The organism is Nonomuraea sp. NPDC049129 (assembly GCF_040648495.1).
GTDB lineage: Bacteria > Actinomycetota > Actinomycetes > Streptosporangiales > Streptosporangiaceae > Nonomuraea.
On the sequence record NZ_JBEZDU010000033.1, the window covers coordinates 49,993 to 72,028 of the forward strand.

The following is a 22,036-nucleotide window of genomic DNA, read 5'->3' on the forward strand; positions in this document are numbered from 1 at the left end:
CTGCCCATGCACGTCAGTCCGGACTCCGTGCCCACGATGGCCTTCGACTGGGGGTCCATCAAGTGGTTCGTCACCCCGTCGGCCATCGAGGGGGCGAGCAGCACGCTGGGCGAGGTCATCATCAATCCCGGGCAGGGACACGCCCGGCACAACCACCCGACGGCCGAGGAGATCATCTACGTCATCTCGGGTGAGGCGTCGCAGATGGTCGACGACGGTGAACCGTTCCCGATCAAGGAGGGTGACACCGTGCACATTCCGGCGGGGGCCTACCACTCGACGTTCAACTCGACCTGGCGGCCGTTGCGGCTGATTGTCACGTACACGCCCGGTGGCGAGGAGAAGGCCCTGGAAGGAGCCCCCGACCTGCACTTGCACGATCCCGGCAGCGTGGCGGAGTGGCGCCAAGCCTGACGAGCCTCATCGGGCGGGCCGACCGGTAACGGACGAGCGCCCGGCTGGGTGGCCTGGCGAGTGCCAGGCCCTGACTGAGGTGATGCCCCGCGGCCGGGCGGCCGGCCGCGGGGCATCGTTCTGCTCGGGCGGCCGCTACTTGGCGGCGAAGTCCTGGGTCCAGTAGATCTGGCCCTTGGAGTTCTTGGCCGCGCCGACACCTATGAGGTTGTACTTGCAGTTCATGATGTTGGCCTTGTGGCCCGCGCTGTTCATCCAGCCGGTGACCACCGAGGCCGGGGTCGGCTGGCCCATGGCGATGTTCTCGGCCCAGCCCGTTCCGCCGGTGAAGCCCGCCCCGCGGATGCGGTCCATGAAGCTGCGGCCGTCCTGCGAGGTGTGGCTGAAGTAGTTCTTGGTCGCCATGTCGGAGGAGTGGCCGAAGGCGGCCTTGTGCAGCTGGGCGTCGTGCTTGAGCGGCTTGCAGCCGCCCTTCGCCCGCTCGGCGTTGGTCAGCCGCAGGACCTCGTTCTCGTCGACCGTTCCCACCACGTCAGTCGGCGGATTGGTCGTGTCGGTCGGAGTGGGAGTGGCGGTGGCCGTCGGCTTCGGTGATGGCGTCGGTGTGGTCGTGTCGGTGGGAGTCGGAGTCGGCGTGGTCGGCGTGCAGGACGACAGCCGGACCGGCCGCGACTTGCCGGAGTTGCCGGCGTAGTCGGTGGCGACCGCGTAGTAGACACCGGGGGCGCACAGCATCGAGACCGTGACCCGAGGGCTGATGCCCCTGCCCGACGCGCTCTTGACGATCCGGTCGGGGCCGGCCACCGCGCGCTTGATGCGGACGCGGACGAGGGCGCTGCCTTCGCAGCCGCGCCTGGTGGCGGATGTCTGGATCTTTCCGGCGGCGGTGACCTGCGGCTTGGCGACAGTCACGCGGCATGCGGGTTGCGGCACCGTCGCGGCGTGGGCCGTGGCGACCGGCACACCGAGGGTGGCCAGGCTCACAACACACGCGAGTACCCCTAGGGGTCTACGCATATGGGTGTCCTCCGTATGGATGGACGGCGGGTGGGCGTTCCGCATTCTGTCGGTGCCAGGCACCCTTTGTCATGAAATTTCGGACATCCAGGTGTGACGGGGGTAAACCAGAGGGGGGTCTGAGGCGTCGGGAACCCCTGCTTGGCCGGGGGTTTGCGGCCGTAAACGATGGTTTGGGATTTTACTTAAGCGACGCCCGTTATGTCACACTCTGTGACCGCGGTGCTCTGGGCCGTGGTGGGCGGGGCGGCTGGAACCCGGCTCGACGCGGCGCGTGGCCGGGTGGCGGAAGCCGTATAAGCGGTGTCGCAGATTGACGTGGTAATCCGAATGGCTAACACTTGCTAGTGAAATAGGGGGTTGGCCACGTCCAGTGCGCCCCCTGTTTTTCCATGGGACGCCTTGCCGGATGGCTCCGCGCTCCTCGCATCCCCAAAGGAAGTCAGCATGGAGATCTGGATCAACCCCGACTGCTCCAAGTGCACCTCCGCGCTCGAACTCCTGGACACCGAGAACGCCGACTACACCATTCGCCGCTACCTCGACGACCCGCCCAACGAGCTCGAGCTGCGCGAGGTGCTCACCAGGCTGCGCCTCGAACCGTGGGACATCACCCGCTTCGGCGAGGCCACGGCCACCGACCTCGGCATCGCCGGCTGGCCGCGCGACGCGGCCAACCGGAACCGCTGGATCAAGGCGCTGGCCAGCCACCCGATGCTCATCCAGCGCCCGATCATCACCGCTGGGGACGGGGCGGCCGTCGTCGGCCGTACCCCGGAGGCCGTCCGCTCGGTGCTGTCGCGCTCGTCCTGACCTTCCCCTTAACGGTGTGGCTCGCCCCAGATCGGCCGATCGGGGTCAGGGGTGGGCAGCGCCGCGAGGACGGTGGTCACGTTCTCCCAGTCGGTGACCTCGGTCCGGTCGGCCACGAGCCGCAGGCGCTTCGGGATCTCGTGATGGGCGTCCTGGAGGGCGTCGATGCCCTCGATGATCTGACCTGACACGGCCTCGTAGCCCACGCGGCCGCCTTCGCCCTTGAGGAAGGTGGTCCCCAGTTTGTCGTCGCCCCAGAAGTTGCCGATGGCGTTCAGCTCCGCCGCCGCGGCGTTGACGAATTCGCCGAGGTCGTGTTTCTCGGTGTCGAAGCCCCCTGCGGCGGCCCTGATGTGACCCGGGTAGATCTCCATCGGAAGGCGGAGCCGCATGCCCGGTCGCACGTCGTAGGGGCTGTCGAGGACGTCGCGGTTCGCCTGGTAGATGCTCTCCCAGAGTGAGGGGTCCTCGAAGAGCCGCTGGGCGATCTCCTGGAGTGAGTCGTAGTCCCCGCCGGGGGGCGTGATGGTGACGGTCTCCGGCCGCTCCGGCGGCTTGGGGTCAGGTTCAGGAGCCATGCGTCATCCCGCTGGTTTGTGGGCCATCGTGAAATAGAGCAGCACCCTGCCGAGCGTCTGTTTCCAGGTGGGGATGAGGTCCGTGCCGCTCTCCCCGTTCAGGGCGTCGTACGTGGGGCCGTAGGTGGATCCGCCGACCATCCGGCTGATGAAATACTGCACGTCGGCGTTCTTGCTCACCGCTCTGGCCGCCGGCATGGCGGCGTCGAACGCGCCGTAGAACGCGACCGACGCGGTGAACTCCTTCAGCATCTGCTTCCCGTTGTCGCCCCACGAGCCCGGGTCCTCGCCGCGCAGCGCCTTGACCCCGGCCACCACGCCCACGTCGCCGACCGCGAAGAAGGCGCTGCCGATGCTGTATTCGGTGAGCTTGCTCAGCACGATCTTGGCGATGTTGTGTTCGAGCAGTTTCGCCAGCAGGCCCGCCTCGGCCCGCCGCATGAGGAACTGGGTGAGCTGGTAGGCGGCCCCGGCCTGCCAGGGAAAGGTGGTGATGAACATGAAACTGGCGAGGTTGGCCAGGGCGAGGGTCCAGTACGCGTGCTGCGCCTTCTCGATGACCTCCGCGTACTCCAGGCACGCCTCGCTGTTCTGCCGGCAGCGCTGGGCGAGCTTGTCGGCGTAGCCCAGCGCGGGAGGGTTCGGATAGAGCCCGGCGGTCACGGCCTTCTTGTAGGCCTCGATCCCTTCGCCGCCGTTGCGTTTCCACACCGCCTCGGCGAACGGATAGGTCCGGTTCTGGCTCTGCTCCAGCCGGTCCGCGAGCCGCGCCCAGACGGCGGCGGCCTGTCGAGCCTTCGCCGGATCGCCGTCCGGGTAGTCGACCGCGAGCATCTTGAACACGAAGGCGCCGATGCCGACCGCGCCGACGCCATAGATCGCACCGCGTGCGGGACTGATGGCCATGGGAGATCAGCCGGCTACCGGCTGTCCCGGGGGCGACGGGTCGACCCCAGCACGGTGTCCGCGATGAACGGATCGACCAGGTCGGTCATCTCCTCCTCCGCGTTGCGCGCCGCGGCCTCGGCCGCTTCGAGGATCGCGGCGGCCAGCTCGTCGGAGCCCAGCCGCATGGCGCGCGGGTCGATCGTGAGGCCCACGAGCGCGCCGGTCGGCGCGGTCTCGGCGACCACCCGCCCGTCCGCCGCCTCACCCCGGCCGCGCACCTCGGTGATCCGGTCCCTGAGCTGCTCCACCTGCGCGACGTCGGCGTTGAACTGCGCCAGCAGGCGCTCGATCTCCGGATCTCCGCTTCCCCGGAGCGCGTCTGCGGGCGATGTCATCGGGTCTCCCAGAGGTCGGTGCGCGTCGGCAAGGCATGACATGAGTACGTCCCCACGAGGCTCGTCTCAACACACCCGCCCCGCGTGTCACGTAGATCGTAACCCCTGCAAAGGGGAGTTTACCGGTCGGAAATAAAGGATTAACCAACACTCCCGGCAGGTCAGTCAAGGATGGCCCATTGACACACTCCGAAAACCTCTTAGCTTCTTCATTGGGCGTGCTGACGGGGGGAAGCGATCACCCCTGGACCCATCCGTCAGGAATTAGAGGTCGAGCACATGGAAAAGTTCCCTCCCAAGGTCGAAGAGGCAGTCGAAACCCTCAACCTCAACCCGGTCGCCCGGCGGCGCCTGCTCTCCGGCGCCGGCCTGGTCAGCGCCTCGGCCGCGGCGTCCGCGCTGCTGACGGCCTGCACCTCCAGCCAGGGCAAACCCGCCGCGTCCGGCGGCTCGGGCGCTCCCGGAGACTTCCCGGCCACGCCCAAGTGGAAGTTCGTGCTCGTCTGCCACGTCACCACGAACCCGTTCTTCACCCCCACCCAGTACGGGGCGCAGGACGCGTGCGCCCTGCTCGGCACCGACTTCCAGTGGACCGGCTCGAAGGACTCGATCGTGGCCGAGATGGTCAACGCCTGCAACACCGCCATCTCGGCCAAGGCCGACGGGCTCGCGGTGGCCGTGGTGGACAAGGCCGCCTTCCGCGAGCCGGTCGCCAAGGCGCTGGACGCGGGGATCCCCGTGGTGTCGTACAACGCCGACGGCGCCCGCGACGACAAGGGCAGCGCGCGGCTGGCCTACATCGGCCAGGGACTCTACGAGTCCGGGTACGCCCTCGGCCAGCGGGCCCTCCAGCAGGTGGACTCCGGCGAGATCGTCGGATTCTCGCCCGGGTGAGCGGGCTCAGGGGAGCCGGCTTGCTCTCGCTCGGGTGAGCGGGCTCAGGGGAGCCAGCTCACCTTGCCGTGCAGGGCGGCGTAGCCGGCGAAGGCGACGGCGTCGATGAGCGTGTGCGCGACGACGAGCGGCATGGCCCGCCCCCAGCGCTGGTACAGGCGCCCGAACACCAACCCCATCACCACGTTCCCGACGAAACCCCCGAACCCCTGATAGAGGTGGTACGACCCGCGCAGCAGCGCCGCCACCACGACGGAGCGCCAGGGCGCCCATCCCGCCTGCTCCAGCCGGTGCAGCAGGTAGCCGCTGACGAGCACCTCTTCGAGCACGCCGTTCTGCGCGGCGGCCAGCAGCAGGACCGGGATCCGCCACCACACGTCGGGCAGTTGCCCGGCGACCACCGAGAGGTTGATCCCGATGGCGTACACGACCAGGTAGAAGGCCAGCCCGGATCCGCCGATCGCGGCCGCGAGCAGGGTGCCGCGCACCAGGTCGCGGCGCGGCTCGCGGAGGTCGACGCCGATGGTCCGCATCGACTCGCCGGAGCGGACCAGCAGGTAGGCGACGAGCGCGACCGGGGCCACGCTGATCGCGATGTCGACGAGCTGCAACGTCAGGTCCAGCCAGGGCCGCCCCGGAGCCAGCGACCGGACGAGCACGGCCTGCTGACCCTTCAGCTGCTCGGGCGCCGTGAGCGCGCCGATCAGCCGGACGAGCGCCAGAAGGCCGCTGGCCCCCAGCGAGACGGAGAACACCACGAGGATCTCGGCCTTGATCAGCCTCGGTCCGAGGGTCGAGAGCGGTGCGGCGGGGGACTGCGCGGTCATGACCGCGGGGCAGACGGTCGAGGAGCCGCCGGAGGGGCAGGCGGTTGAGGAACCGTCGGCCAGCTGTCCGGCCGCCCGCCGAAGTCATAGTCGTGGACCTCGATGTCGGCGTACCGGTCCGGCGTCAGGATGGCGCGTGCGGCGTCCTGGTCCGGCGCCCGCAGCAGCGCCGCCGTGCCCAGCCAGGTGGTGCCGTCGTCGGCCAGCAGCGGCCCGTACGCGATCAGCTCGTCCCGGCCGGGCGGCACGGTGAGATCGGCGGCCTGCCCCGAGCCGAGGCCGAGCACCAGGTATTTGCTGCCACCGGTCCGGCCACCGGGGAAGTCCCACATGGTGCGTCCCAGCAGGTTGCGCCACCGGCGCACCAGCACGTCACGGTAGACGCCGGCCTGGTAGTTGGGCTCGTCGAAGGCGAACGCGCGGGCGGCGGCGGAATCCGGCAGGTCGAGGATGTGCACGCTGCCGGTGGGCGTCTCGTCGTCGTCGGCGGCGAAGGTCGGGCCGCGGGCGATCATCTCCTTCGCGTACCCGTCCATGTAGGACCAGTGCTCCTCCAGCAGCTCGTCGCGCAGCGCCACCGAGCCGGGCCGATCGCGGTGGTAGCAGAAGAACTCCATCCCCACAGTGTGTACCACCTGGATCCCGGCAATAGCCGTCAGCGTGCGAAGAAGTCGGCGCTCTGGACATACTCCATCGCCTTGACGAACACCGGGTCGCTGAGGCGCGCCTCGAGCTCCTCCGGCCCGACCTCTTCGACGCGGGTCTGGATCCACCACAGGTTGCCGAGCGGGTCGCGCACCCGTCCCACCTTGTCGCCCCAGTACAGGTGGGTGACCTCGGTCACCGAGGTGCCACCGGCCGCGACGGCCCGCCGGTGCACCGCGTCGGCGTCGTCCACGTACAGGCGCAGGAACGCGGGCGTCGGCGGCCAGTCCGGCACGGCGTCGAACATCATCACCACCGCGTCGCCGATCCGGACCTCCGCGTGACCGATGCGGCCCTTCTCATCGGTCACCCGGCCGAGTTCCTCGGCGCCGAACGCCTCCTTGACGTAGTCGATGAACCGGGCGCTGTCACGGCAGGCGACGAACGGCGTCACAGTGGTGTAGCCCTCGGGAACGGCCATGATCTCTCCTTTGAAGCGGGTAGCCCGACGCTAGAGGGCATAGAGGTCAGTTTCTGTCCCACATGAACGCCGCGCTGCCGCGCCGACGCTCGGGGGGTGGCCGGCCTTCCGGCTGACGCTGCTGGCCTGTGACTTCTGGGTCCACGAACCCGCCGAGCCCACCGGGCATCCGCCCGCGATCGGCCCGCGCCGCAGGCCCAGGGCCACTTCAACCGTGAAGGTTGTGTTACGTCTACGTTATCGGCTGCGCTTGACACCGGAAATGTTAGCGATAACACTCGCGGGATCGGCTGTCTCCCGTGACGCACGGGCACCTCCCCATTTCCGCAAGGAGAAACATGAGATTTCCACGATTCGCGACCGTGGTCTCCGTCCTGGCGCTAGCCACGGTCGCGACCGCGTGCGGCTCGGCCGAGAAGACGGTCGACAAGGACGCCGCCGCCAGCGCCTCGGCCGGTTCGGCCGGCGCCCTGGTCGGCGTGACGATGCCGACCAAGTCGTCCGAGCGTTGGATCCACGACGGCGACAACGTCAAGACCAGCCTGGAGAAGCTCGGCTACAAGGTCGACCTGCAGTACGCCGAGAACGACATCCCGACCCAGGTCAACCAGATCGAGAACCAGATCACCAAGGGCGCCAAGCTCCTGATCATCGCCTCGATCGACGGCACGGCCATCACCACGCAGCTCCAGGAGGCGGCCGACAAGAAGATCCCGGTCGTCGCCTACGACCGGCTGATCCGTAACAGCCCGAACGTCGACTACTACGCCACCTTCGACAACTTCAAGGTCGGCGTGCAGCAGGCCACGTCGCTGCTGGTCGGGCTGAAGCTGCTCAACGCCGACGGCTCCGCGGGCAGCGCCAAGGGCCCGTTCAACGTCGAGCTGTTCGCCGGTTCGCCCGACGACAACAACGCGACGTTCTTCTTCAACGGCGCCATGTCGGTGCTCAAGCCGTACATCGACAAGAAGACGCTCTCCGTCAAGAGCGGCCAGACCGACTTCAAGACGGTCGCCATCCTGCGCTGGGACCCGGCCACCGCGCAGAAGCGCATGGAGGACCTGCTGACCAAGACCTACAGCGGCGGCACCAAGGTCGACGGTGTCCTGTCGCCCTACGACGGCCTGTCGATCGGCATCCTGTCGGCGCTCAAGAGCAACGGCTACGGCACCTCCGGCCAGCCGTACCCGATCGTGACCGGTCAGGACGCCGAGCTCGCGTCGGTGAAGTCGATCATCGCGGGTGAGCAGTACTCCACCATCTACAAGGACACCCGGCAGCTGGCCGACGTGACCGTGAAGATCGCCGACACCGTGCTCAAGGGCGGCAAGCCCGAGGTCAACAACACCAAGGACTACGACAACGGCAACAAGGTCGTGCCGTCGTACCTGCTCCAGCCGCTGATCGTCGACAAGACCAACTACGAGAAGGAACTCGTCGACACCGGCTACTACACCAAGTCTCAGCTGGGCTGACGTCATGACTGATGACATCCTGCGGATGCGCGGGATCACCAAGACCTTCCCCGGAGTAAAGGCGCTGCAAGACGTCAACCTGTCCGTACGACAGGGCGAGATCCACGCGATCTGCGGCGAGAACGGCGCGGGCAAGTCCACGCTCATGAAGGTGCTGTCGGGCGTCTACCCGCACGGTTCCTATGAGGGCGAGATCTTCTTCGAGGGAGATCCGTGCCGGTTCGCCGACATCCGTGACAGCGAGCACCGCGGGATCGTCATCATCCACCAGGAGCTGGCCCTGTGCCCGCAACTGTCCATCGCCGAGAACATCTTCCTCGGCAACGAGCAGGCCACTCGCGGCCTGATCGACTGGAACCGGACGAACCACGAGGCGGGTGAGCTGCTGAACCGGGTCGGGCTGCGGGAGAACCCCGTGTCGCTCATCTCCGACATCGGGGTCGGCAAGCAGCAACTCGTGGAGATCGCCAAGGCGCTGTCCAAGCGGGTGCGCCTGCTCATCCTCGACGAGCCGACCGCGGCGCTCAACGACGAGGACTCGGCGCACCTGCTCGACCTGCTGCGCGGCCTGCGTGACGAGGGCATCACCTGCGTGATCATCTCGCACAAGCTCAACGAGGTCATCGACATCGCCGACTCGATCACCATCCTGCGCGACGGCCGGACGATCGAGCGGCTCGACATGGTCACCGACCACGTCACGGAGGACCGCATCATCTCCGGCATGGTCGGCCGCGCCCTGGAGCACCGCTTCCCGCCGCACGAGCCGAACGTCGGTGAGGAGGCGCTGCGCATCGAGGACTGGACGGTGCACAGCCCGGCCCAGCGGGGCCGGGTGGTGGTCTCCAACGCCAGCCTCACCCTGCGCAAGGGCGAGATCGTCGGCCTGGCGGGGCTCATGGGGGCCGGTCGTACGGAGCTGGCCATGAGCGTCTTCGGCCGCTCCTACGGCACCGACATCTCCGGCCGCATCTACAAGAACGGCCGGCAGATAGAGATCAAGTCGGTGCAGGACGCGATCCGCCACGGCATCGCGTACGCCACCGAGGACCGCAAGAGGTACGGCCTCAACCTGATCGAGGACATCAAGCGGAACGTCTCCGCCGCCGCGCTCGGGAAGCTGGCCCGCCGTGGCTGGGTCAACGACAATGAGGAGCACCAGGTCGCCGAGGGGTTCCGCAAGAGCATGAACATCAAGGCGCCCAGCGTGCTGAGCGTCACCGGCAAGCTCAGCGGCGGCAACCAGCAGAAGGTCGTCCTGTCGAAGTGGATCTTCACGGACGCTGACGTGCTCATCCTGGACGAACCGACCCGGGGCATCGACGTCGGGGCCAAGTACGAGATCTACTCGATCATCAACCAGCTCGCCGACGACGGTAAGGCCATTCTGGTCATCTCATCGGAGCTGCCGGAACTCCTGGGCCTGTGCGACCGGATCTACGCGCTGTCGGCCGGCCGGATCACCGGTGAGGTCCCGCGCGAGGAGGCCACGCAGGAGGGCCTCATGCAGTACATGACGAAAGGACAGGACGAGATCCGATGAGCAGCAGTACCTCATCCACCGCCGCGGGGCCGGCGCCCACCGGGCAAGAGCCGCCTCCGCCGCGGGAAGCGGGCAAATCATCGTGGCTGTCGTTCAACGTACGGCAGAGCGGGATCTATGTCGCGTTCGCGCTGATCGTCGTGCTGTTCGCCTTCCTCACCAAGGGGGCGCTGCTCCAGCCGCAGAACATCTCCAACATCATCGTCCAGAACTCCTACATCCTGATCCTGGCCATCGGGATGATCCTGATCATCATCGCCGGGCACATCGACCTGTCGGTGGGCTCCGTCGTGGCCGTCACCGGCGCCATCGCCGCCGTGCTGATGGTCAACTACGGCGTGCCGTGGCCGCTGGCGCTGATCATCACGCTGGTCGCGGGCGGGCTCATCGGCGCATGGCAGGGGTTCTGGATCGCCTACTACGGCATCCCGGCGTTCATCGTGACGCTGGCCGGCATGCTGCTGTTCCGCGCGCTCACGCTGACCGTGCTGGGCAACCAGGGCATCGGGCCGTTCCCTGACGCCGTCCGTACGCTGTCGAACGGCTTCACCGACAGCTACCTCGGTAACATCGGGCTCGGCCCGCTGGGCGGCGCCGACCTGTTCAGCCTGCTGCTCGGCCTGGTGGCGGTGGCCGGCATGGCCGTCAGCCAGTGGCGCAGCCGGGTGGCCCGGCTGGGTTACCGCCAGAGCGTGGACCCGCTGCCGATCTTCCTGCTCCGCATCGCCGCGGCCGCCGCCGTCATCCTCGCCGTGGTGGTGCAGCTGGCCAGGTTCAAGAACCTGCCCTGGGTGCTGATCCTGCTCGCGGCGCTGGTGCTAGGTTACTCGCTGGTGACCAACCGCGCCGTGTTCGGCCGGCGGATCTACGCCATCGGCGGCAACCTGCAGGCGGCGCTGCTGTCCGGCATCAAGGTCAAGTCCGTCGTCTTCTGGATCTTCGTGAACATGGGCGTCCTGTCCGCGCTCGCCGGGATCATCTTCGCCGGCCGGCTGAACCAGGCGGGGCCCACGGCGGGCAACTCCTTCGAGCTGGACGCCATCGCGGCGGCGTTCATCGGCGGCGCGGCCGTACAGGGCGGCGTCGGCAAGGTGGTCGGCGCGGTGACCGGCGGTCTGATCATGGGCGTCATCAACAACGGCATGTCGCTGGTCGGCGCGCCGAGTGAGCGGGTCATGCTCGTCAAGGGCGCCGTCCTGCTGGCCGCGGTCGCCTTCGACGTGTGGACCAAGCGCCGGGCGGCTGCCGGCACCCGCTGATCGCTTCAGCTCACCTCGGCCGGGGTGAGCGCCAGTTCGTCCAGCACGGTGTCGGCCAGCGCCCTGGCGCTCGGCGCGTAGTCGCGGGCCAGGGCGCGGAACACCTGCTCGGCCCGGATCGCCGGCCAGTCCGCCGGCAGGTGTTCGGCCGGCAGGTGCGGGTCCTGGCGGACCAGCTGCAGCCAGTCGGTGTGCAGGAGGAGCTGCCGGGCCAGGTCGTCGGCCGCCGAAGGGAGCGGGCGCGGGGTGTCCCAGCGGTCGAGGAAGGCCCGGTAGCGGGCGGCGATCCGCTCGGTGCTGAACGCCTTGCGTACGAGGTCGGCCGTCTCGGTCGGCTCGAAGGCCCGCGCCGTCAGAACGGTGATGTGATCGCCGAGTTCGAGCGGGGCGAGGATGCCCGCGACGTCCTTGGCGCCCGGCGCGATCCACAGCCCGCTCTGCAGCAGCCCGAACCCGGCCCAGATGAGCTGGGAGCGGAGGTCGTGCCGGGTGCTGCGCCGGCTGTCGGGGATCGAGAAGCCCACCAGGGTCCAGGCGCCGTCCCAGTCGCGGTTGACCGCGCCGGTCTCCCAGACTCGGCGGCGCCCGTCGTCGAGCACCTCCGCCGCGTGCTCGGTGAGCCCGAAGTACATCCTGCGCCCCTGACGGTGCCGGGCCAGCAGGTTGCGCTTGACCATGCGGGTGAGCGTCGAGCGCACCGCCTCCTCGGTGACGCCGAGCCGGGCGAAGACGTCGATGACGCTGCCCGAATAGACGGCGGTGTCGCGCCCCAGCACGTAGACGCCGAGAAAGCTGAACATCAGGGACTGCGGACGGGCCGTCAGCACGTCTCCTTCGCCGAGCATCACAGCAAGAGGGTAGACGGATCCGTCACAGTCGGCAAAACTCTGACTCAGGTTGGGAAATTGCCGACCGACGCTGTTGACGGGCGTGATCGTGCTGCCTAGCCTCGCGATCACGGCGACTTACCGACGCGGGAGGCCGTACGCCCATGAACAACGCGGGAGTGGGAGGGTGGCCGGCTCGCCGGGCCCAGATGACGCCGGACCGTACGGCGTTCGTCTTCGAGGGGCGGGCGGTCACCTACGCCGAGGTGCACACGCGTACGACGAAGCTGGCCGCGCGCCTGCGCGAGGCCGGGGTGCGGCCGGGGGATCGGGTCGCCTACCTGGGCACCAACCACCCGGCTTTGGCGGAGACCATGTTCGCCACGCACCTGCTCGGCGGGATCTTCGTGCCGCTGAACTTCCGGCTGGCGGCGCCCGAGATCGCCTACATGCTGGGCGACTGTGAGCCGGCTGTGCTGATCCACGCGCCTGAGTGCGCCGAGGTGGTCGGGGCGCTTCCCGAGGTTCCGCCCTTGCTGGTGTCGGACTACGAGACCTTTCTCGCCGAGGGTGATCCCGCGCCGATCGACGTACGCGTCGGGCTCGACGACATCGCGCTCATCCTCTACACCTCCGGCACCACGGGCCGGCCCAAAGGCGCCATGCTCAGCCACGCCAACCTGGTGTGGAACACCTACAACATGCTGATCGGCGTCGATGTCACGAGCGAGGAGATGACGCTGATCAGCGCACCGCTCTTCCACGTCGCGGCGCTGAACCAGACGTTGCTGCCCACCTTCGCCAAGGGCGGCTGCTCGGTGATCATGCCGTCCTGGGACGTGGACGGGTGCTACGACCTCATCGAGAAGCACGGCATCACCTGGATGTTCGGCGTCACCGCGATGTTCGCCGCGTTCGCCCGGTCGCCGCGCTGGGCCACGGCCGACCTCTCCTCGCTGCGCAACCTGATGTCGGGCGGCGCCCCCATCCCACCCGCGCTCATCCGCGTCTACCAGGAGCGGGGCCTGGTGTTCTGCCAGGGTTACGGGCTGACCGAGACGGCGCCGGGCGCGACCTTCCTGGAGGCCGGGCAGAGCGTGCGCAAGGTGGGCTCGGCCGGGGTGCCGGTGTTCTTCGCCGACGTACGCGTGGTCCGGCCCGATCTCACCGACGCCGCCGTCGGCGAGCGGGGCGAGGTGCTCGTCCAGGGGCCCAACGTGACCCCCGGCTACTGGCAGAACCCCTCCGCGACCGCGGCGGCGTTCGCGGAGGGCGACTGGCTGCGCTCGGGCGATGTCGGGACGTTCGACGCCGAGGGGCACCTGTACATCGTGGACCGGGTCAAGGACATGTTCATCTCGGGCGGGGAGAACGTCTATCCGGCGGAGGTGGAAGGCGTCCTCTTCGAGCACCCGGCGGTGGCCGAGGTCGCCGTGGTCGGGGTGCCGGACGAGACATGGGGCGAGGTCGGTCGGGCGTTCGTGGTCGGCGGGGCGGCGGTGACCGCCGACGAACTGCGGGAGTTCCTCGACGGGCGGCTGGCCAGGTACAAGATCCCGCGCTACTTCGACCTGGTGGACGAGCTGCCCCGGACCGGGTCGGGCAAGATCCAGAAGGCCCGGCTGCGAGACCGGCCGCTGGACAGCTAGTTAGCTAATTGCCACAATGCCCTGGTGCTGGATGTGGACCTGGTCAAGGCGCTGGCCAACGACAAGCGGCTGCTGATCCTCGAGTGGCTGCGCGAGCCCGAACGGCACTTCCGGCCGCAGCGTGACGGCGACCTGGTCGAGGACGGGGTCTGCTCGCTGTTCATCGCGGAGAAGCTCGGGGTGAGCCAGCCGACCTGCGGCGGGCATCTGAAGGTGCTCAGCGGGGCGGGGCTGGTGCGCGGGAAGAAGATCAAGCAGTGGGTGTTCTACCGGCGTAACGAGGATCGCATCGCGGCCGCCAAGGAGGCGCTGGGCGGCGATTGGTGATTCCCACGCGGACTGTGGTGCCGTGCACACGAGCCCATGGTTCGTGTGCACGGTACCCGTTACGGGCAGGGGACGATCTGCTCGGCCCGGCCGCCGACCTGGACCCAGTTGGTGCCCGAGCCGGTCCACTTGTAGACGGCTCTGCGGTCAGGGCTCAGGCCGTAGATGTCACCGTTGGTGACCGCCCAGTCCCAACCGGGGCCGCCGACGAGCTGCCAGGCGTAGGGCGTGTTGAGGTAGCGCCAGATGCTGCCGCGGTCCGGGGTGGTGGCGAACAGGCCGAAGCCGCCGCCGTACAGCCAGTTGGCCGGGCCGCCGATCTGGGTCCAGTCGGTGCCGGCGCCGTTCCACTTGTACACGCCGCTGCGGTCAGGGGCGAGGCCGTAGAGGGCGTTTTTGGTGACGGACCAGGTAAGGCCGGGGCCGCCCACGTTCTGCCAGAGGTTGGGCGAGTTCAGGTAGCGCCAGATGCCGCTGCGGTCCGGGGAGGTGGCGAACAGGCCGAAGCCGCCGCCGTACAGCCAGTTGGCCGGGCCGCCGATCTGGGTCCAGCTGGTGCCGGCGCCGTTCCACTTGTACACGCCGCTGCGGTCAGGGGCGAGGCCGTAGAGGGCGTTTTTGGTGACAGACCAGGTAAGGCCGGGGCCGCCCACGTTCTGCCAGAGGTTGGGCGAGTTCAGGTAGCGCCAGATGCCGCTGCCGTCGGGCGACGTGGCGAACAGGCCGAAGCCGCCGCCGTACAGCTTCCCTGCGGGCCCGCCGATCTGCGTCCAGCTGGTGCCATCGTCGTCGTAGCGCCACACGCCCGCGCTCCCCGGGGAGAGCGCGCAGATGGTGTGGGCGACGGCGGCGGAGGCCGGTGTCGCCACCAGGCCCACCATGGCCATGACCAGGGCGAAGAGCCCGCCGATTGTCCTGATTATGCGTGTCCTGGCCGACAGGCCGGGTTTGACGGTCACCCTCATGTTGATCCCTCCTGGGTGGAAACTCCGTCAGGGTGCCATCACGGGCTGTAATGGAGCTCCAACCAGGCTGGAACGGGGTATGACGACGGGGGCTGGTGGTGCGGAAGGGGGACAGGCATGCGGGTGAGACTGCTGGGGCCGGTGGACGTGCTGGTGGACGACGTCCCGCGAAGGGTGAGGGGGCTTCGCCGCACGGCCGTGCTCGCCGCGCTGGCGCTGCGGCCCGGTGCCGTGGTCAGCGTCGATCTCCTGGTCGAGGCGGTCTGGGGTACGACGGCGCCGGCCTCGGCCGCCACGACCGTGCAGTCCCACGTCTCCTACCTGCGCGGCGTGCTCGGCCGCCGGGAGGCGATCACGGCCCGTCGGCCCGGTTACCTGCTGGACCTCGGCGAGCGGGAGGCCACCGATGTCCAGACCGCCGAGCGTCTCATCCGGCAGGGAATGGAGACCGGGGCGCCGGACGTGCGGGCCGACCGCCTGCGGGCCGCGGTGGCGTTGTGGCGGGGCGCGCCGCTGGCCGAACTGGCCGGGCTGGCCTGGTTCGACGAGCAGGCCCAGCGGCTGGAGCAGTTGCTGCTGGAGGCGCGCCACGCCCTCATCGACGCGCGGCTGGCCCTCGGGCATGATCGGCAGCTCGTCCCCGAGCTGACGGACCTGAGCAGGCAGCATCCGCTCCACGAACAGGTGCACGCGCAGCTGATGCTCGCGCTGTATCGGGCCGGTCGGCAGGGTGAGGCGCTGGCCGTCTACCAACGGCTGCGCCGCACCCTGGTCGACGAGCTGGGCATTCATCCCAGCCAGCCGCTGCGGGAGCTGGAGGTGGCCGTGCTGAGGCAGGATCCGGTCCTGGACCGGCCTATTCCGGCCGCACCCGCGTACTTGAGGCCGGTGGCTCGGTCCGCGTGCGCAGGTGGAAGGCGCGCCGGTAGGCGGCGGGGGTGGTGCGCAGGGCGTCGTTGAAGCGCCGGCGGAGGTTCGTGGCCGAAGAGAGGCCCACCCGGGCGGCGATCGCGTCCACGGACAGGTCCGTCTCCTCCAGGAGCGCCCGCGCCCCGGCGATCCGCTGGGCGAGCACCCACTGCCCGGGGCTGGTGCCGAGCTGGGCGGTGAACATCCGGGCCAGCGTCCGGGTCGACACACCGCCGCGGGCCGCCAGGTCGTCGACGGTCAGTGGCTCGCCGAGCCGCTCCGCCGCCCACTCCAGCAGGGGCGCGAGCGAGTCGGGCGCCCGGCCGCGCGATGGCGCGATGGCGTACTGGAGCTGCCCGCCCTCCCGATGCGGCGGCATGACCATGTGGCGGGCCACTTTCGCGGCGTACGCGGCGCCGTGGTCGGTCCGTACGAGGTGCAGGCACAGGTCGATCCCTGCGCTGGTGCCGGCGCTGGTGGCGACGTCGCCGTGGTCCACGTACAGCACGTCGGGATCGACCGGGACGGCGGGGAAGCGTTCCGCGAGCTCGGCCGCCAGCCGCCAGTGTGTCGTGGCCCGCCGTCCGTCGAGCAGCCCGGCCTGCGCCAGGACGAACGCGCCCGAGCAGATGGCGGCGATCCGCGCGCCGCGCCGGTGCGCCCGGCGGAGCGCGGAGAGTACGGCCCCCGAGGCCGTGCGGGTCTGCCAGCCGGGGATGACGACCGTGTCGGCGCTCTCCAGCGCGGCCAGGCCCTCGGTGACCGTGATCGAGTAACCGGCCAGGGTGGGCACCGGTCCCGGCGTCTCGGCGCAGACGCGGAAGTCGTAGGGGCGGGCCAGGCCGGGCCGTACGGTGGCGAACACCTCTGCGGCGCAGCTCAGCTCGAACGTCGCCTGGGGCGGGCTGGCCAGCGCGACGACGCGATGCTCTGATGACATGGCAGAAAAGTACTCCATGACGTCTTTTCTGGCACTGGGTGGATGCCCGTCGCGCTCGCCAGGATGGCGGCATGGAAACGGACCGGCAGGCAGTGCACATCGACGACGTGGAGCCGGTGGAGGTGGCGCCCGGCATCATCAGGCGGCGGCTCACCGCGACCGGGCTGGCGCGGGGCTGGCTCATCGACTTTGCCCCCGGCACGCAGTGGCCCGAGGTGGACGTACACGAGGGGGAGGAGCGTTACTACGTGCTCAGCGGCGAGGTGATCGAGGGCGAGACGCGGTACAGGGAGGGAAGCTACGTGGTGTTCGCCGCGGGCAGCCGTCACCAGCCGCGGACCGAGACGGGGGCGCGCATGCTCGGTATCAACCTCCTGGTCGGCTGAGAGGGGCAAAAATGGGGACATGACCGACTCGCAGCTTGTGGGAGCGATCCGCCTCCCCGATGGAATTTATGTTCGCGGCCGTGGCCTGTTAAACGAGCCGCCTACCGGGCCCGCCCCCGACTACGGCCTCTACCTGGGAACCTCGAAGTTGCGGCGGCGTGGCGGGGCCGGGCTGTCGTGGCCGCACGACTGGATCGACTGGCCGGACTTCCTGCTGCCGCGCGACCGCGACGGCGCGGTCGGCCTGATCCGCTCGTTGCACGAGCAGGCCAAGGCCGGTCGCCAGGTGGAGGTGGCCTGTGGACATGGCGTCGGCCGTACCGGCACTGTCATCGCCTGCCTGGCCGTACTGTCCGGGCTGTCCCCGGCTGAGGCGATCACCTGGACACGGGAGCACCACAACCGGCGGGCGGTCGAGACCCCGTGGCAACGCAGGTGGGTGACACGCTTCCCGGTGGGATGAGCGTCCGGCTCAGAGGCGGTCGACGATCGTCTGGAGCTGGGCGACCTCGTCCCGCTGGTGGGTCGCCATGTGCGTGGCCACCTTCTTGACCTTGGGGTCGGCCCCCTCGGCCTCCTGGGTACGGACCATCTCGATCGCGCCGTTGTGGTGCACGATCATGTGCCGGGCGAACAGCTTGTCGAACTTCTTGCCCTTGGCCTTCCTGAGCTGCTCCATGGCCTCCTCGGAGATGAGACCCGGCATCTCATGACCCACATGGCTGGACATTTCGGGCTTGTTCCACGCCGTCAGCCAGCCCTTCATGGTCTGGATCTCCGGCTCCTGGGAGGCCTTGATCTTCTCGGCGAGCTCCGTGACCTCGATGTCGCTCGCGCGGGACGGCGCCAGGCCGGCCATCTCCACCGCCTGCTCGTGGTGCGGGATCATCATCTGCGTGAACATGACGTCGGCGTCGTTGAACACGACCGACGGTGACGCGGCCGACGTGGCGGCGCCGAGCGCGCCACCCGACCTGCCGTCCTGGCCGGTCATGTCGTTGCCGCCGCACGCCGTGAGCAGGGCGAGTGTGCCCGTGGCGGCGGTGTAGGAGATCTTGCGTTTCATGCGCACCGCGACGCGGTCCCTTCTCGGTCCAGTCGGCTTACTGGGTAGGGCCGGGTGCCGCGCCCGGGTGGACGGGCGCGGCACCACGAATGTGGGGTTTCCGCCGGTGAGTCAGGCGGACAACGGGTTCACGGCTCGATGGTGCAGGCCGGTGACGGGGATCTCGTGCAGGCTGCCGGAGTACAGATACTGGGTCATGCCGACCAGTAAGCGGCGTACGTCCTCCTGCGGCCGGACCACCAGGCGAAGGAACTGGCTGGTCGTGCCCAGCTTGTTGCCGCACTCGCGGACGTACACACCGTGCTCGGACAGCAGGTGGTCGCGCAGCGGCACCCCGTCATGTCCCGGGGGCAGCTTCACCAGCAGAAAGTTGCCCTGCGAGGCGTAGACGGTCAGCTCCGGCATCGCGCTGAGCTGGTGGAACATCGCCCGCCTGTCCTGGGCGAGCCGCCTGAGGCTCTCCTGGTACTCGGGTCGGCACTGCTTCATCATGAACACCACGACCTCGGCGAACGAGTTGAGGTTCCACTTGGGCAGCGCGTCGCGTACCTTCCCGGCCAGCGCCGGGTTGGCGACCATGTAGCCGAACCGGATGCCGTGCAGCCCGAAGTTCTTGCCCAGGCTGCGGAGCACGATCACGTTGGGCCGGACCGCGGCCTCCGCGGCCACGCCCGGATACGGCTCGGCGTCCACGAACTCGCCGAACGACTCGTCGACGATCACCAGGTCCAGGTCGATGAGCAGGTCGAGCAGGCGCAGGACCTCGTGCTTGGGCAGGTACCCGCCGTCGGGGTTGTTGGGATTGCAGATCACCGCCACGCGGGAGCCGCGCATGCGGACGAAGCGCACGAAGTCATTGACGTCGAGGCCGAAATTGTGGCCCTCCATCAGCGGGTACATGTCGACCCGCTTCCCGGTCTCCATCGGCTGGTCGGTCCAGCGGCCGAAGGTGGGGATCGGCACCGCCAGGCTCTCCTTCACCAGCAGGTGGTCGATCCAGGTGATCAGCTCGGTGGATCCGTTTCCCATCGCGACCGTCTTGGGGTGGAGCCCGAGGGTGGAGCAGAGCTCCGCGGTGATCGTGTCCGCGTCGCTCGGATAGAACTTAAGGATCGTCTCCAGGTTTCTCCCGAGATGCTCGAATATTTCCGGGGTCGGGAAGTAAGGGTTACACGGGATGCAGAAGTCCACCGGGGCAAGCTGTCCCGATGATCCGCGCAGCAGTGAGAAGTACGAAGGGCTGTGCGCCTGCGCTCGCAAAAGGCTGAGCTCCACGACACCTCCTGGGGCACGTGTCCGGACGTGAGTAGGTACGCGGGGCTTTGGGAGTCGGTTCAGCCGAAACTGATCTTTCGGACCGCGCCTACGCCGGGGCAGCTCGCTGTCGGCCCTATTTGGCGGACCACATTCCCAGGTGGGAGCCCGTGTCGGACGCCTGGATGGCGGCCGGGTCGAACGAGAGGGCGCCATCGGTGGTCAAGCCGCCGGGTGAACCGGGCAGCACCCACGCCGCGCCGGTCTTCACAGCTTTGCCGTCTTCTCCGGGGGCGCCCACGCCGAGGTCGGCGCGGCCGTCGCCGTCAAGGTCGCGCAGGCTGACGGAGGCGCCGAACCGGTCCCCGTCTTCGGCGGTCCCCGGGACGCCCGGACTGGCCTGGGTGAACAGGCGTGCCCCGGTCGGGCCGCTCCTGCCGCCTCTGAGCAGCAGCACGGCGCCGCCGCCGGCCTTGCCGGGTACACCCGCGGCGATGTCGGCGTACCCGTCGCCGTCCACGTCCCCGGCGGCCAGGTCGAAGCCGAACTGGTCACCTCGCGCGCCGCTCCCCGGCACGCCGGGGCTGTCCTGGGTGAGAGTGCGGGTACGGCGGCCGGGACCGTCCGGCGAGCCGTACAGGACCTTGATGGTGCCCTTGTCGGCCTTCAGGGTGTCGACGAAGCCGCTGGGGATGACGCGCAGCACCAGGTCGCCGTAGTGGTCGCCGTCGAGGTCGCCCACGGTGCCGGTGGCGGCCGCGTCCAGCCGCCTCGGCCGCCCGGCGAGCCCCTGCGGGCCGCCCTTCCAGAACAGGGACGGCTCGGCCGTCTCCTCCCAGGCGTGCGTGGTGACCAGGTCGTCCTTGCCGTCGCCGGTCAGGTCGCCGGCGACCAGCCTGGTCGGCTGCTCGTAGGTCCGGTCCAGGACGACCTTGCGGGCCGGGCGGCCGTCACGCGGGAACGGGCCGTGGAAGACGTTCACCAGCCCCCGCTCGCTGGTGGCGGCCAGGTCGTCCTTGCCGTCGCCGTCGAAGTCGCCGACGGCAAGCTCCCGGCCCTCGGTACGGTCGACCAGGTCCGGCGGGACGTCGGTGCGCGGGGGGTCGACCAGCGGGGTGCCCAGCGCCAGGCCGTCCTTGCCGCCCCACAGCAGGGTGACGAACCGCCGGTCCAGCTCGAAGGGGTTGTACGAGCCGACCGCCAGGTCGGTGTAGCCGTCGGCGTCGAAGTCACCGGCGGCGGTGCGGGCCCCGAACGCGTCCCCGGCCACGGGATCGCCCGCCACATTGGAGCTGTCGAGGTGCAGGATCCGGCGCCGAGCGGGATCTACGCCACCGGCCGCGCCATACAAGATGGCGATATATCCGGCTTTGAGGATGTGGCCGACCGTGCCCGCCGGGGCCGAGACCGCGTAGTCCTCGAAACCGTCACGGTTGAAGTCGACCATGGCGGTGGTGCTTGGCAAGGTCGCAGCGGAGCGGGAGTTGTCCTCGTGGGGCCGGGATTCGGCGCCGCCCAGCACGAGAGACGCGCAGATCACCGTACACATGACGCCCCGCACAGACCCTCCACCGGCGCTCGACCTCAGCACGATACACAACGAGTGGTTGACACCATCCGGGTCGAGCGGAAAAGATACGGTCGTCCGTACAACTTAGGACGTGAGCGTATGACCGACTGGGAACGCCGGCTGGCCCTCGACCCGTCAGCCGTGGTGCCGCTCTACTACCAACTGCGCGAGCGCCTGAGGGCGGCCATCCGCGACTGCGAGCCCGACACGCCCATCCCCGCCGAGAAGGACCTCATGGCGTACGCGGGCGTGAGCCGGGCGACGGCCCGCCGGGCGATCGGCGACCTGGTGCAGGAGGGCCTGCTGGTGGCCAGGCAGGGCAGCGGCACCTACACCGCGCCGCTGGCCGTGGCCCCCGAGCTGGGTGCGGGCCCGGTCGGCTTCACCGAGACGATGGCGCGGCTCGGCCGCAGGCCGACGACGCAGGTGCTCAAGGCCCATCTGCAACCGGCGGGCGCCGAGGTCGCCGTGGCGCTCGGTGTCAGGGAGACGGAGCAGATCGTCTTCGTCGAGCGGCTGCGGCTGCTCGAAGGCGCGCCCTGCATGCTGGAGAGCGCTCACCTGCCCGCCGAACTGGTGCCCGGCATCCTCGACGAGGACCTGACCGGCTCGCTCTACGACCTGCTGCGGGTGAAGTACGGACTGTCCCCCGCGAGCGGCAGGGAGACGATCGGCGCGGTCAACGCCGACTACCGGCTCGCCGAGTTGCTGCGCGTCCCCATGGCCGCGGCCCTGCTCGCGACCGCCCGCAACACGTGCACCGAGAGCGGTGTCGCGCTCGAATACACCATCCGCCACGCGCGCGGCGACTTCGCCGTGTTCTCCGTGGAGCTCAACGACGCCAAGAACGCCCTGATGGGCCAGTAACCCCCCAAACAGTCATCTACCTGGACGGCATCGCCGTTCCGGAGGTT

General features: G+C 69.2%; 25 protein-coding genes. 12 read left to right on the forward strand and 13 right to left on the reverse strand.

From position 1 onward, the window contains the following. The first annotated feature begins 6 nt into the window (after window positions 1–6). Window positions 7–414, forward strand: coding sequence for a cupin domain-containing protein (locus AB0B64_RS53020; protein ID WP_358200598.1), 408 nt, complete (start codon window positions 7–9; stop codon window positions 412–414). 135 nt (window positions 415–549) lie between these two features. Here the strand turns inward: AB0B64_RS53020 and AB0B64_RS53025 are convergent, their stop codons facing one another. Further along, entirely contained in the window at window positions 550–1,431 is an 882-nt protein-coding gene (locus AB0B64_RS53025; RefSeq protein WP_358200607.1) for a CAP domain-containing protein, read from the reverse strand. A gap of 447 nt (window positions 1,432–1,878) precedes the next feature. Between AB0B64_RS53025 and AB0B64_RS53030 the strand changes: the two genes are divergently transcribed. Then, a complete protein-coding gene (locus AB0B64_RS53030) occupies window positions 1,879–2,244 on the forward strand; it encodes an ArsC/Spx/MgsR family protein (RefSeq protein ID WP_357939188.1) in 366 nt (121 codons plus the stop codon). 8 nt (window positions 2,245–2,252) lie between these two features. Here AB0B64_RS53030 and AB0B64_RS53035 read toward each other — a convergent pair whose 3' ends face one another. The 3 genes from AB0B64_RS53035 to AB0B64_RS53045 are packed head-to-tail and all read right to left on the reverse strand — an operon-like array spanning window position 2,253 to window position 4,105. After that, window positions 2,253–2,822 carry a hypothetical protein gene (locus AB0B64_RS53035; RefSeq protein ID WP_358200621.1) on the reverse strand — a complete coding sequence of 190 codons (570 nt, stop codon included), beginning with the start codon at window positions 2,820–2,822 and terminating at the stop codon, window positions 2,253–2,255. Between the two features lie 3 nt (window positions 2,823–2,825). Then, complete coding sequence (locus AB0B64_RS53040) at window positions 2,826–3,728, reverse strand: hypothetical protein (protein WP_358200628.1); 903 nt, start codon at window positions 3,726–3,728, stop codon at window positions 2,826–2,828. Window positions 3,729–3,742: 14 nt separating this feature from the next. Next, on the reverse strand, window positions 3,743–4,105 hold the full coding sequence (locus AB0B64_RS53045; protein WP_358200636.1) for a YbaB/EbfC family nucleoid-associated protein: 363 nt from the start codon (window positions 4,103–4,105) through the stop codon (window positions 3,743–3,745). 279 nt (window positions 4,106–4,384) lie between these two features. Between AB0B64_RS53045 and AB0B64_RS53050 the strand changes: the two genes are divergently transcribed. Further along, window positions 4,385–4,999 (forward strand): substrate-binding domain-containing protein, encoded by a 615-nt coding sequence (locus tag AB0B64_RS53050; protein ID WP_357939197.1) that lies wholly within the window; start codon window positions 4,385–4,387, stop codon window positions 4,997–4,999. 44 nt (window positions 5,000–5,043) lie between these two features. On the opposite strand, the gene AB0B64_RS53055 is transcribed toward AB0B64_RS53050, so the two are convergent. From AB0B64_RS53055 to AB0B64_RS53065, 3 genes are read right to left on the reverse strand one after another with little or no spacing between them, the layout of a single operon-like run. Further along, entirely contained in the window at window positions 5,044–5,826 is a 783-nt protein-coding gene (locus tag AB0B64_RS53055; protein WP_357939199.1) for a CPBP family intramembrane glutamic endopeptidase, read from the reverse strand. Further along, complete coding sequence (locus tag AB0B64_RS53060; protein WP_358200653.1) at window positions 5,823–6,443, reverse strand: YciI family protein; 621 nt, start codon at window positions 6,441–6,443, stop codon at window positions 5,823–5,825. The genes AB0B64_RS53055 and AB0B64_RS53060 overlap by 4 nt, the downstream gene beginning before the upstream one ends. 38 nt (window positions 6,444–6,481) lie before the next feature. Further along, the gene (locus AB0B64_RS53065; RefSeq protein ID WP_357939203.1) at window positions 6,482–6,952 is read right to left on the reverse strand and encodes a VOC family protein; all 471 of its coding nucleotides are present in this window, start codon (window positions 6,950–6,952) and stop codon (window positions 6,482–6,484) included. Between the two features lie 338 nt (window positions 6,953–7,290). Here AB0B64_RS53065 and chvE point away from each other — a divergent pair, with 338 nt between their 5' ends. Genes chvE through mmsB form a run of 3 tightly spaced genes read left to right on the forward strand, consistent with a single transcriptional unit; the run spans window position 7,291 to window position 11,229 of the window. Then, window positions 7,291–8,427 carry a multiple monosaccharide ABC transporter substrate-binding protein gene (gene chvE, locus AB0B64_RS53070; RefSeq protein ID WP_357939205.1) on the forward strand — a complete coding sequence of 379 codons (1,137 nt, stop codon included), beginning with the start codon at window positions 7,291–7,293 and terminating at the stop codon, window positions 8,425–8,427. A gap of 4 nt (window positions 8,428–8,431) precedes the next feature. After that, on the forward strand, window positions 8,432–9,970 hold the full coding sequence (mmsA, locus tag AB0B64_RS53075; RefSeq protein WP_357939207.1) for a multiple monosaccharide ABC transporter ATP-binding protein: 1,539 nt from the start codon (window positions 8,432–8,434) through the stop codon (window positions 9,968–9,970). Then, window positions 9,967–11,229, forward strand: coding sequence for a multiple monosaccharide ABC transporter permease (gene mmsB, locus AB0B64_RS53080; protein WP_357939209.1), 1,263 nt, complete (start codon window positions 9,967–9,969; stop codon window positions 11,227–11,229). The genes mmsA and mmsB overlap by 4 nt, the downstream gene beginning before the upstream one ends. A 5-nt stretch (window positions 11,230–11,234) precedes the next feature. Here mmsB and AB0B64_RS53085 read toward each other — a convergent pair whose 3' ends face one another. Next, the gene (locus tag AB0B64_RS53085) at window positions 11,235–12,074 is read right to left on the reverse strand and encodes a PaaX family transcriptional regulator C-terminal domain-containing protein (RefSeq protein ID WP_357939756.1); all 840 of its coding nucleotides are present in this window, start codon (window positions 12,072–12,074) and stop codon (window positions 11,235–11,237) included. A gap of 146 nt (window positions 12,075–12,220) precedes the next feature. Between AB0B64_RS53085 and AB0B64_RS53090 the strand changes: the two genes are divergently transcribed. Both AB0B64_RS53090 and AB0B64_RS53095 read left to right on the forward strand, forming a co-directional pair. Then, entirely contained in the window at window positions 12,221–13,705 is a 1,485-nt protein-coding gene (locus AB0B64_RS53090; protein ID WP_358200689.1) for a long-chain fatty acid--CoA ligase, read from the forward strand. Between the two features lie 24 nt (window positions 13,706–13,729). Continuing rightward, window positions 13,730–14,032, forward strand: coding sequence for a metalloregulator ArsR/SmtB family transcription factor (locus tag AB0B64_RS53095; protein ID WP_357939213.1), 303 nt, complete (start codon window positions 13,730–13,732; stop codon window positions 14,030–14,032). A 59-nt stretch (window positions 14,033–14,091) separates the two neighbouring features. On the opposite strand, the gene AB0B64_RS53100 is transcribed toward AB0B64_RS53095, so the two are convergent. Next, window positions 14,092–14,997, reverse strand: coding sequence for a hypothetical protein (locus AB0B64_RS53100; RefSeq protein WP_358200702.1), 906 nt, complete (start codon window positions 14,995–14,997; stop codon window positions 14,092–14,094). A 117-nt stretch (window positions 14,998–15,114) separates the two neighbouring features. On the opposite strand from AB0B64_RS53100, the gene AB0B64_RS53105 reads away from it, so the two are divergent. Further along, window positions 15,115–15,957 carry an AfsR/SARP family transcriptional regulator gene (locus AB0B64_RS53105; protein WP_357939217.1) on the forward strand — a complete coding sequence of 281 codons (843 nt, stop codon included), beginning with the start codon at window positions 15,115–15,117 and terminating at the stop codon, window positions 15,955–15,957. On the opposite strand, the gene AB0B64_RS53110 is transcribed toward AB0B64_RS53105, so the two are convergent. Next, window positions 15,854–16,846, reverse strand: a complete 993-nt coding sequence (locus AB0B64_RS53110) for a helix-turn-helix domain-containing protein (protein WP_357939218.1) — start codon at window positions 16,844–16,846, stop codon at window positions 15,854–15,856. The two genes, AB0B64_RS53105 and AB0B64_RS53110, sit on opposite strands and share 104 nt — an antisense overlap. Window positions 16,847–16,917: 71 nt before the next feature. On the opposite strand from AB0B64_RS53110, the gene AB0B64_RS53115 reads away from it, so the two are divergent. Then, a complete protein-coding gene (locus AB0B64_RS53115; protein WP_358200717.1) occupies window positions 16,918–17,232 on the forward strand; it encodes a cupin domain-containing protein in 315 nt (104 codons plus the stop codon). 19 nt (window positions 17,233–17,251) lie between these two features. Then, entirely contained in the window at window positions 17,252–17,695 is a 444-nt protein-coding gene (locus AB0B64_RS53120) for a protein-tyrosine phosphatase family protein (RefSeq protein WP_358200725.1), read from the forward strand. 9 nt (window positions 17,696–17,704) lie between these two features. Here the strand turns inward: AB0B64_RS53120 and AB0B64_RS53125 are convergent, their stop codons facing one another. The 3 genes from AB0B64_RS53125 to AB0B64_RS53135 all read right to left on the reverse strand — a co-directional run bounded on the left by AB0B64_RS53125 (window position 17,705) and on the right by AB0B64_RS53135 (window position 21,113). Beyond that, window positions 17,705–18,298, reverse strand: coding sequence for a DUF305 domain-containing protein (locus AB0B64_RS53125; protein WP_357939224.1), 594 nt, complete (start codon window positions 18,296–18,298; stop codon window positions 17,705–17,707). A gap of 111 nt (window positions 18,299–18,409) precedes the next feature. Further along, window positions 18,410–19,573, reverse strand: a complete 1,164-nt coding sequence (locus AB0B64_RS53130) for a histidinol-phosphate transaminase (RefSeq protein ID WP_357939226.1) — start codon at window positions 19,571–19,573, stop codon at window positions 18,410–18,412. A 115-nt stretch (window positions 19,574–19,688) separates the two neighbouring features. Continuing rightward, window positions 19,689–21,113, reverse strand: coding sequence for an FG-GAP-like repeat-containing protein (locus AB0B64_RS53135; RefSeq protein ID WP_358200739.1), 1,425 nt, complete (start codon window positions 21,111–21,113; stop codon window positions 19,689–19,691). A gap of 108 nt (window positions 21,114–21,221) precedes the next feature. On the opposite strand from AB0B64_RS53135, the gene AB0B64_RS53140 reads away from it, so the two are divergent. Continuing rightward, window positions 21,222–21,989, forward strand: coding sequence for a GntR family transcriptional regulator (locus tag AB0B64_RS53140; RefSeq protein ID WP_357939230.1), 768 nt, complete (start codon window positions 21,222–21,224; stop codon window positions 21,987–21,989). Window positions 21,990–22,036 lie beyond the last annotated feature (47 nt).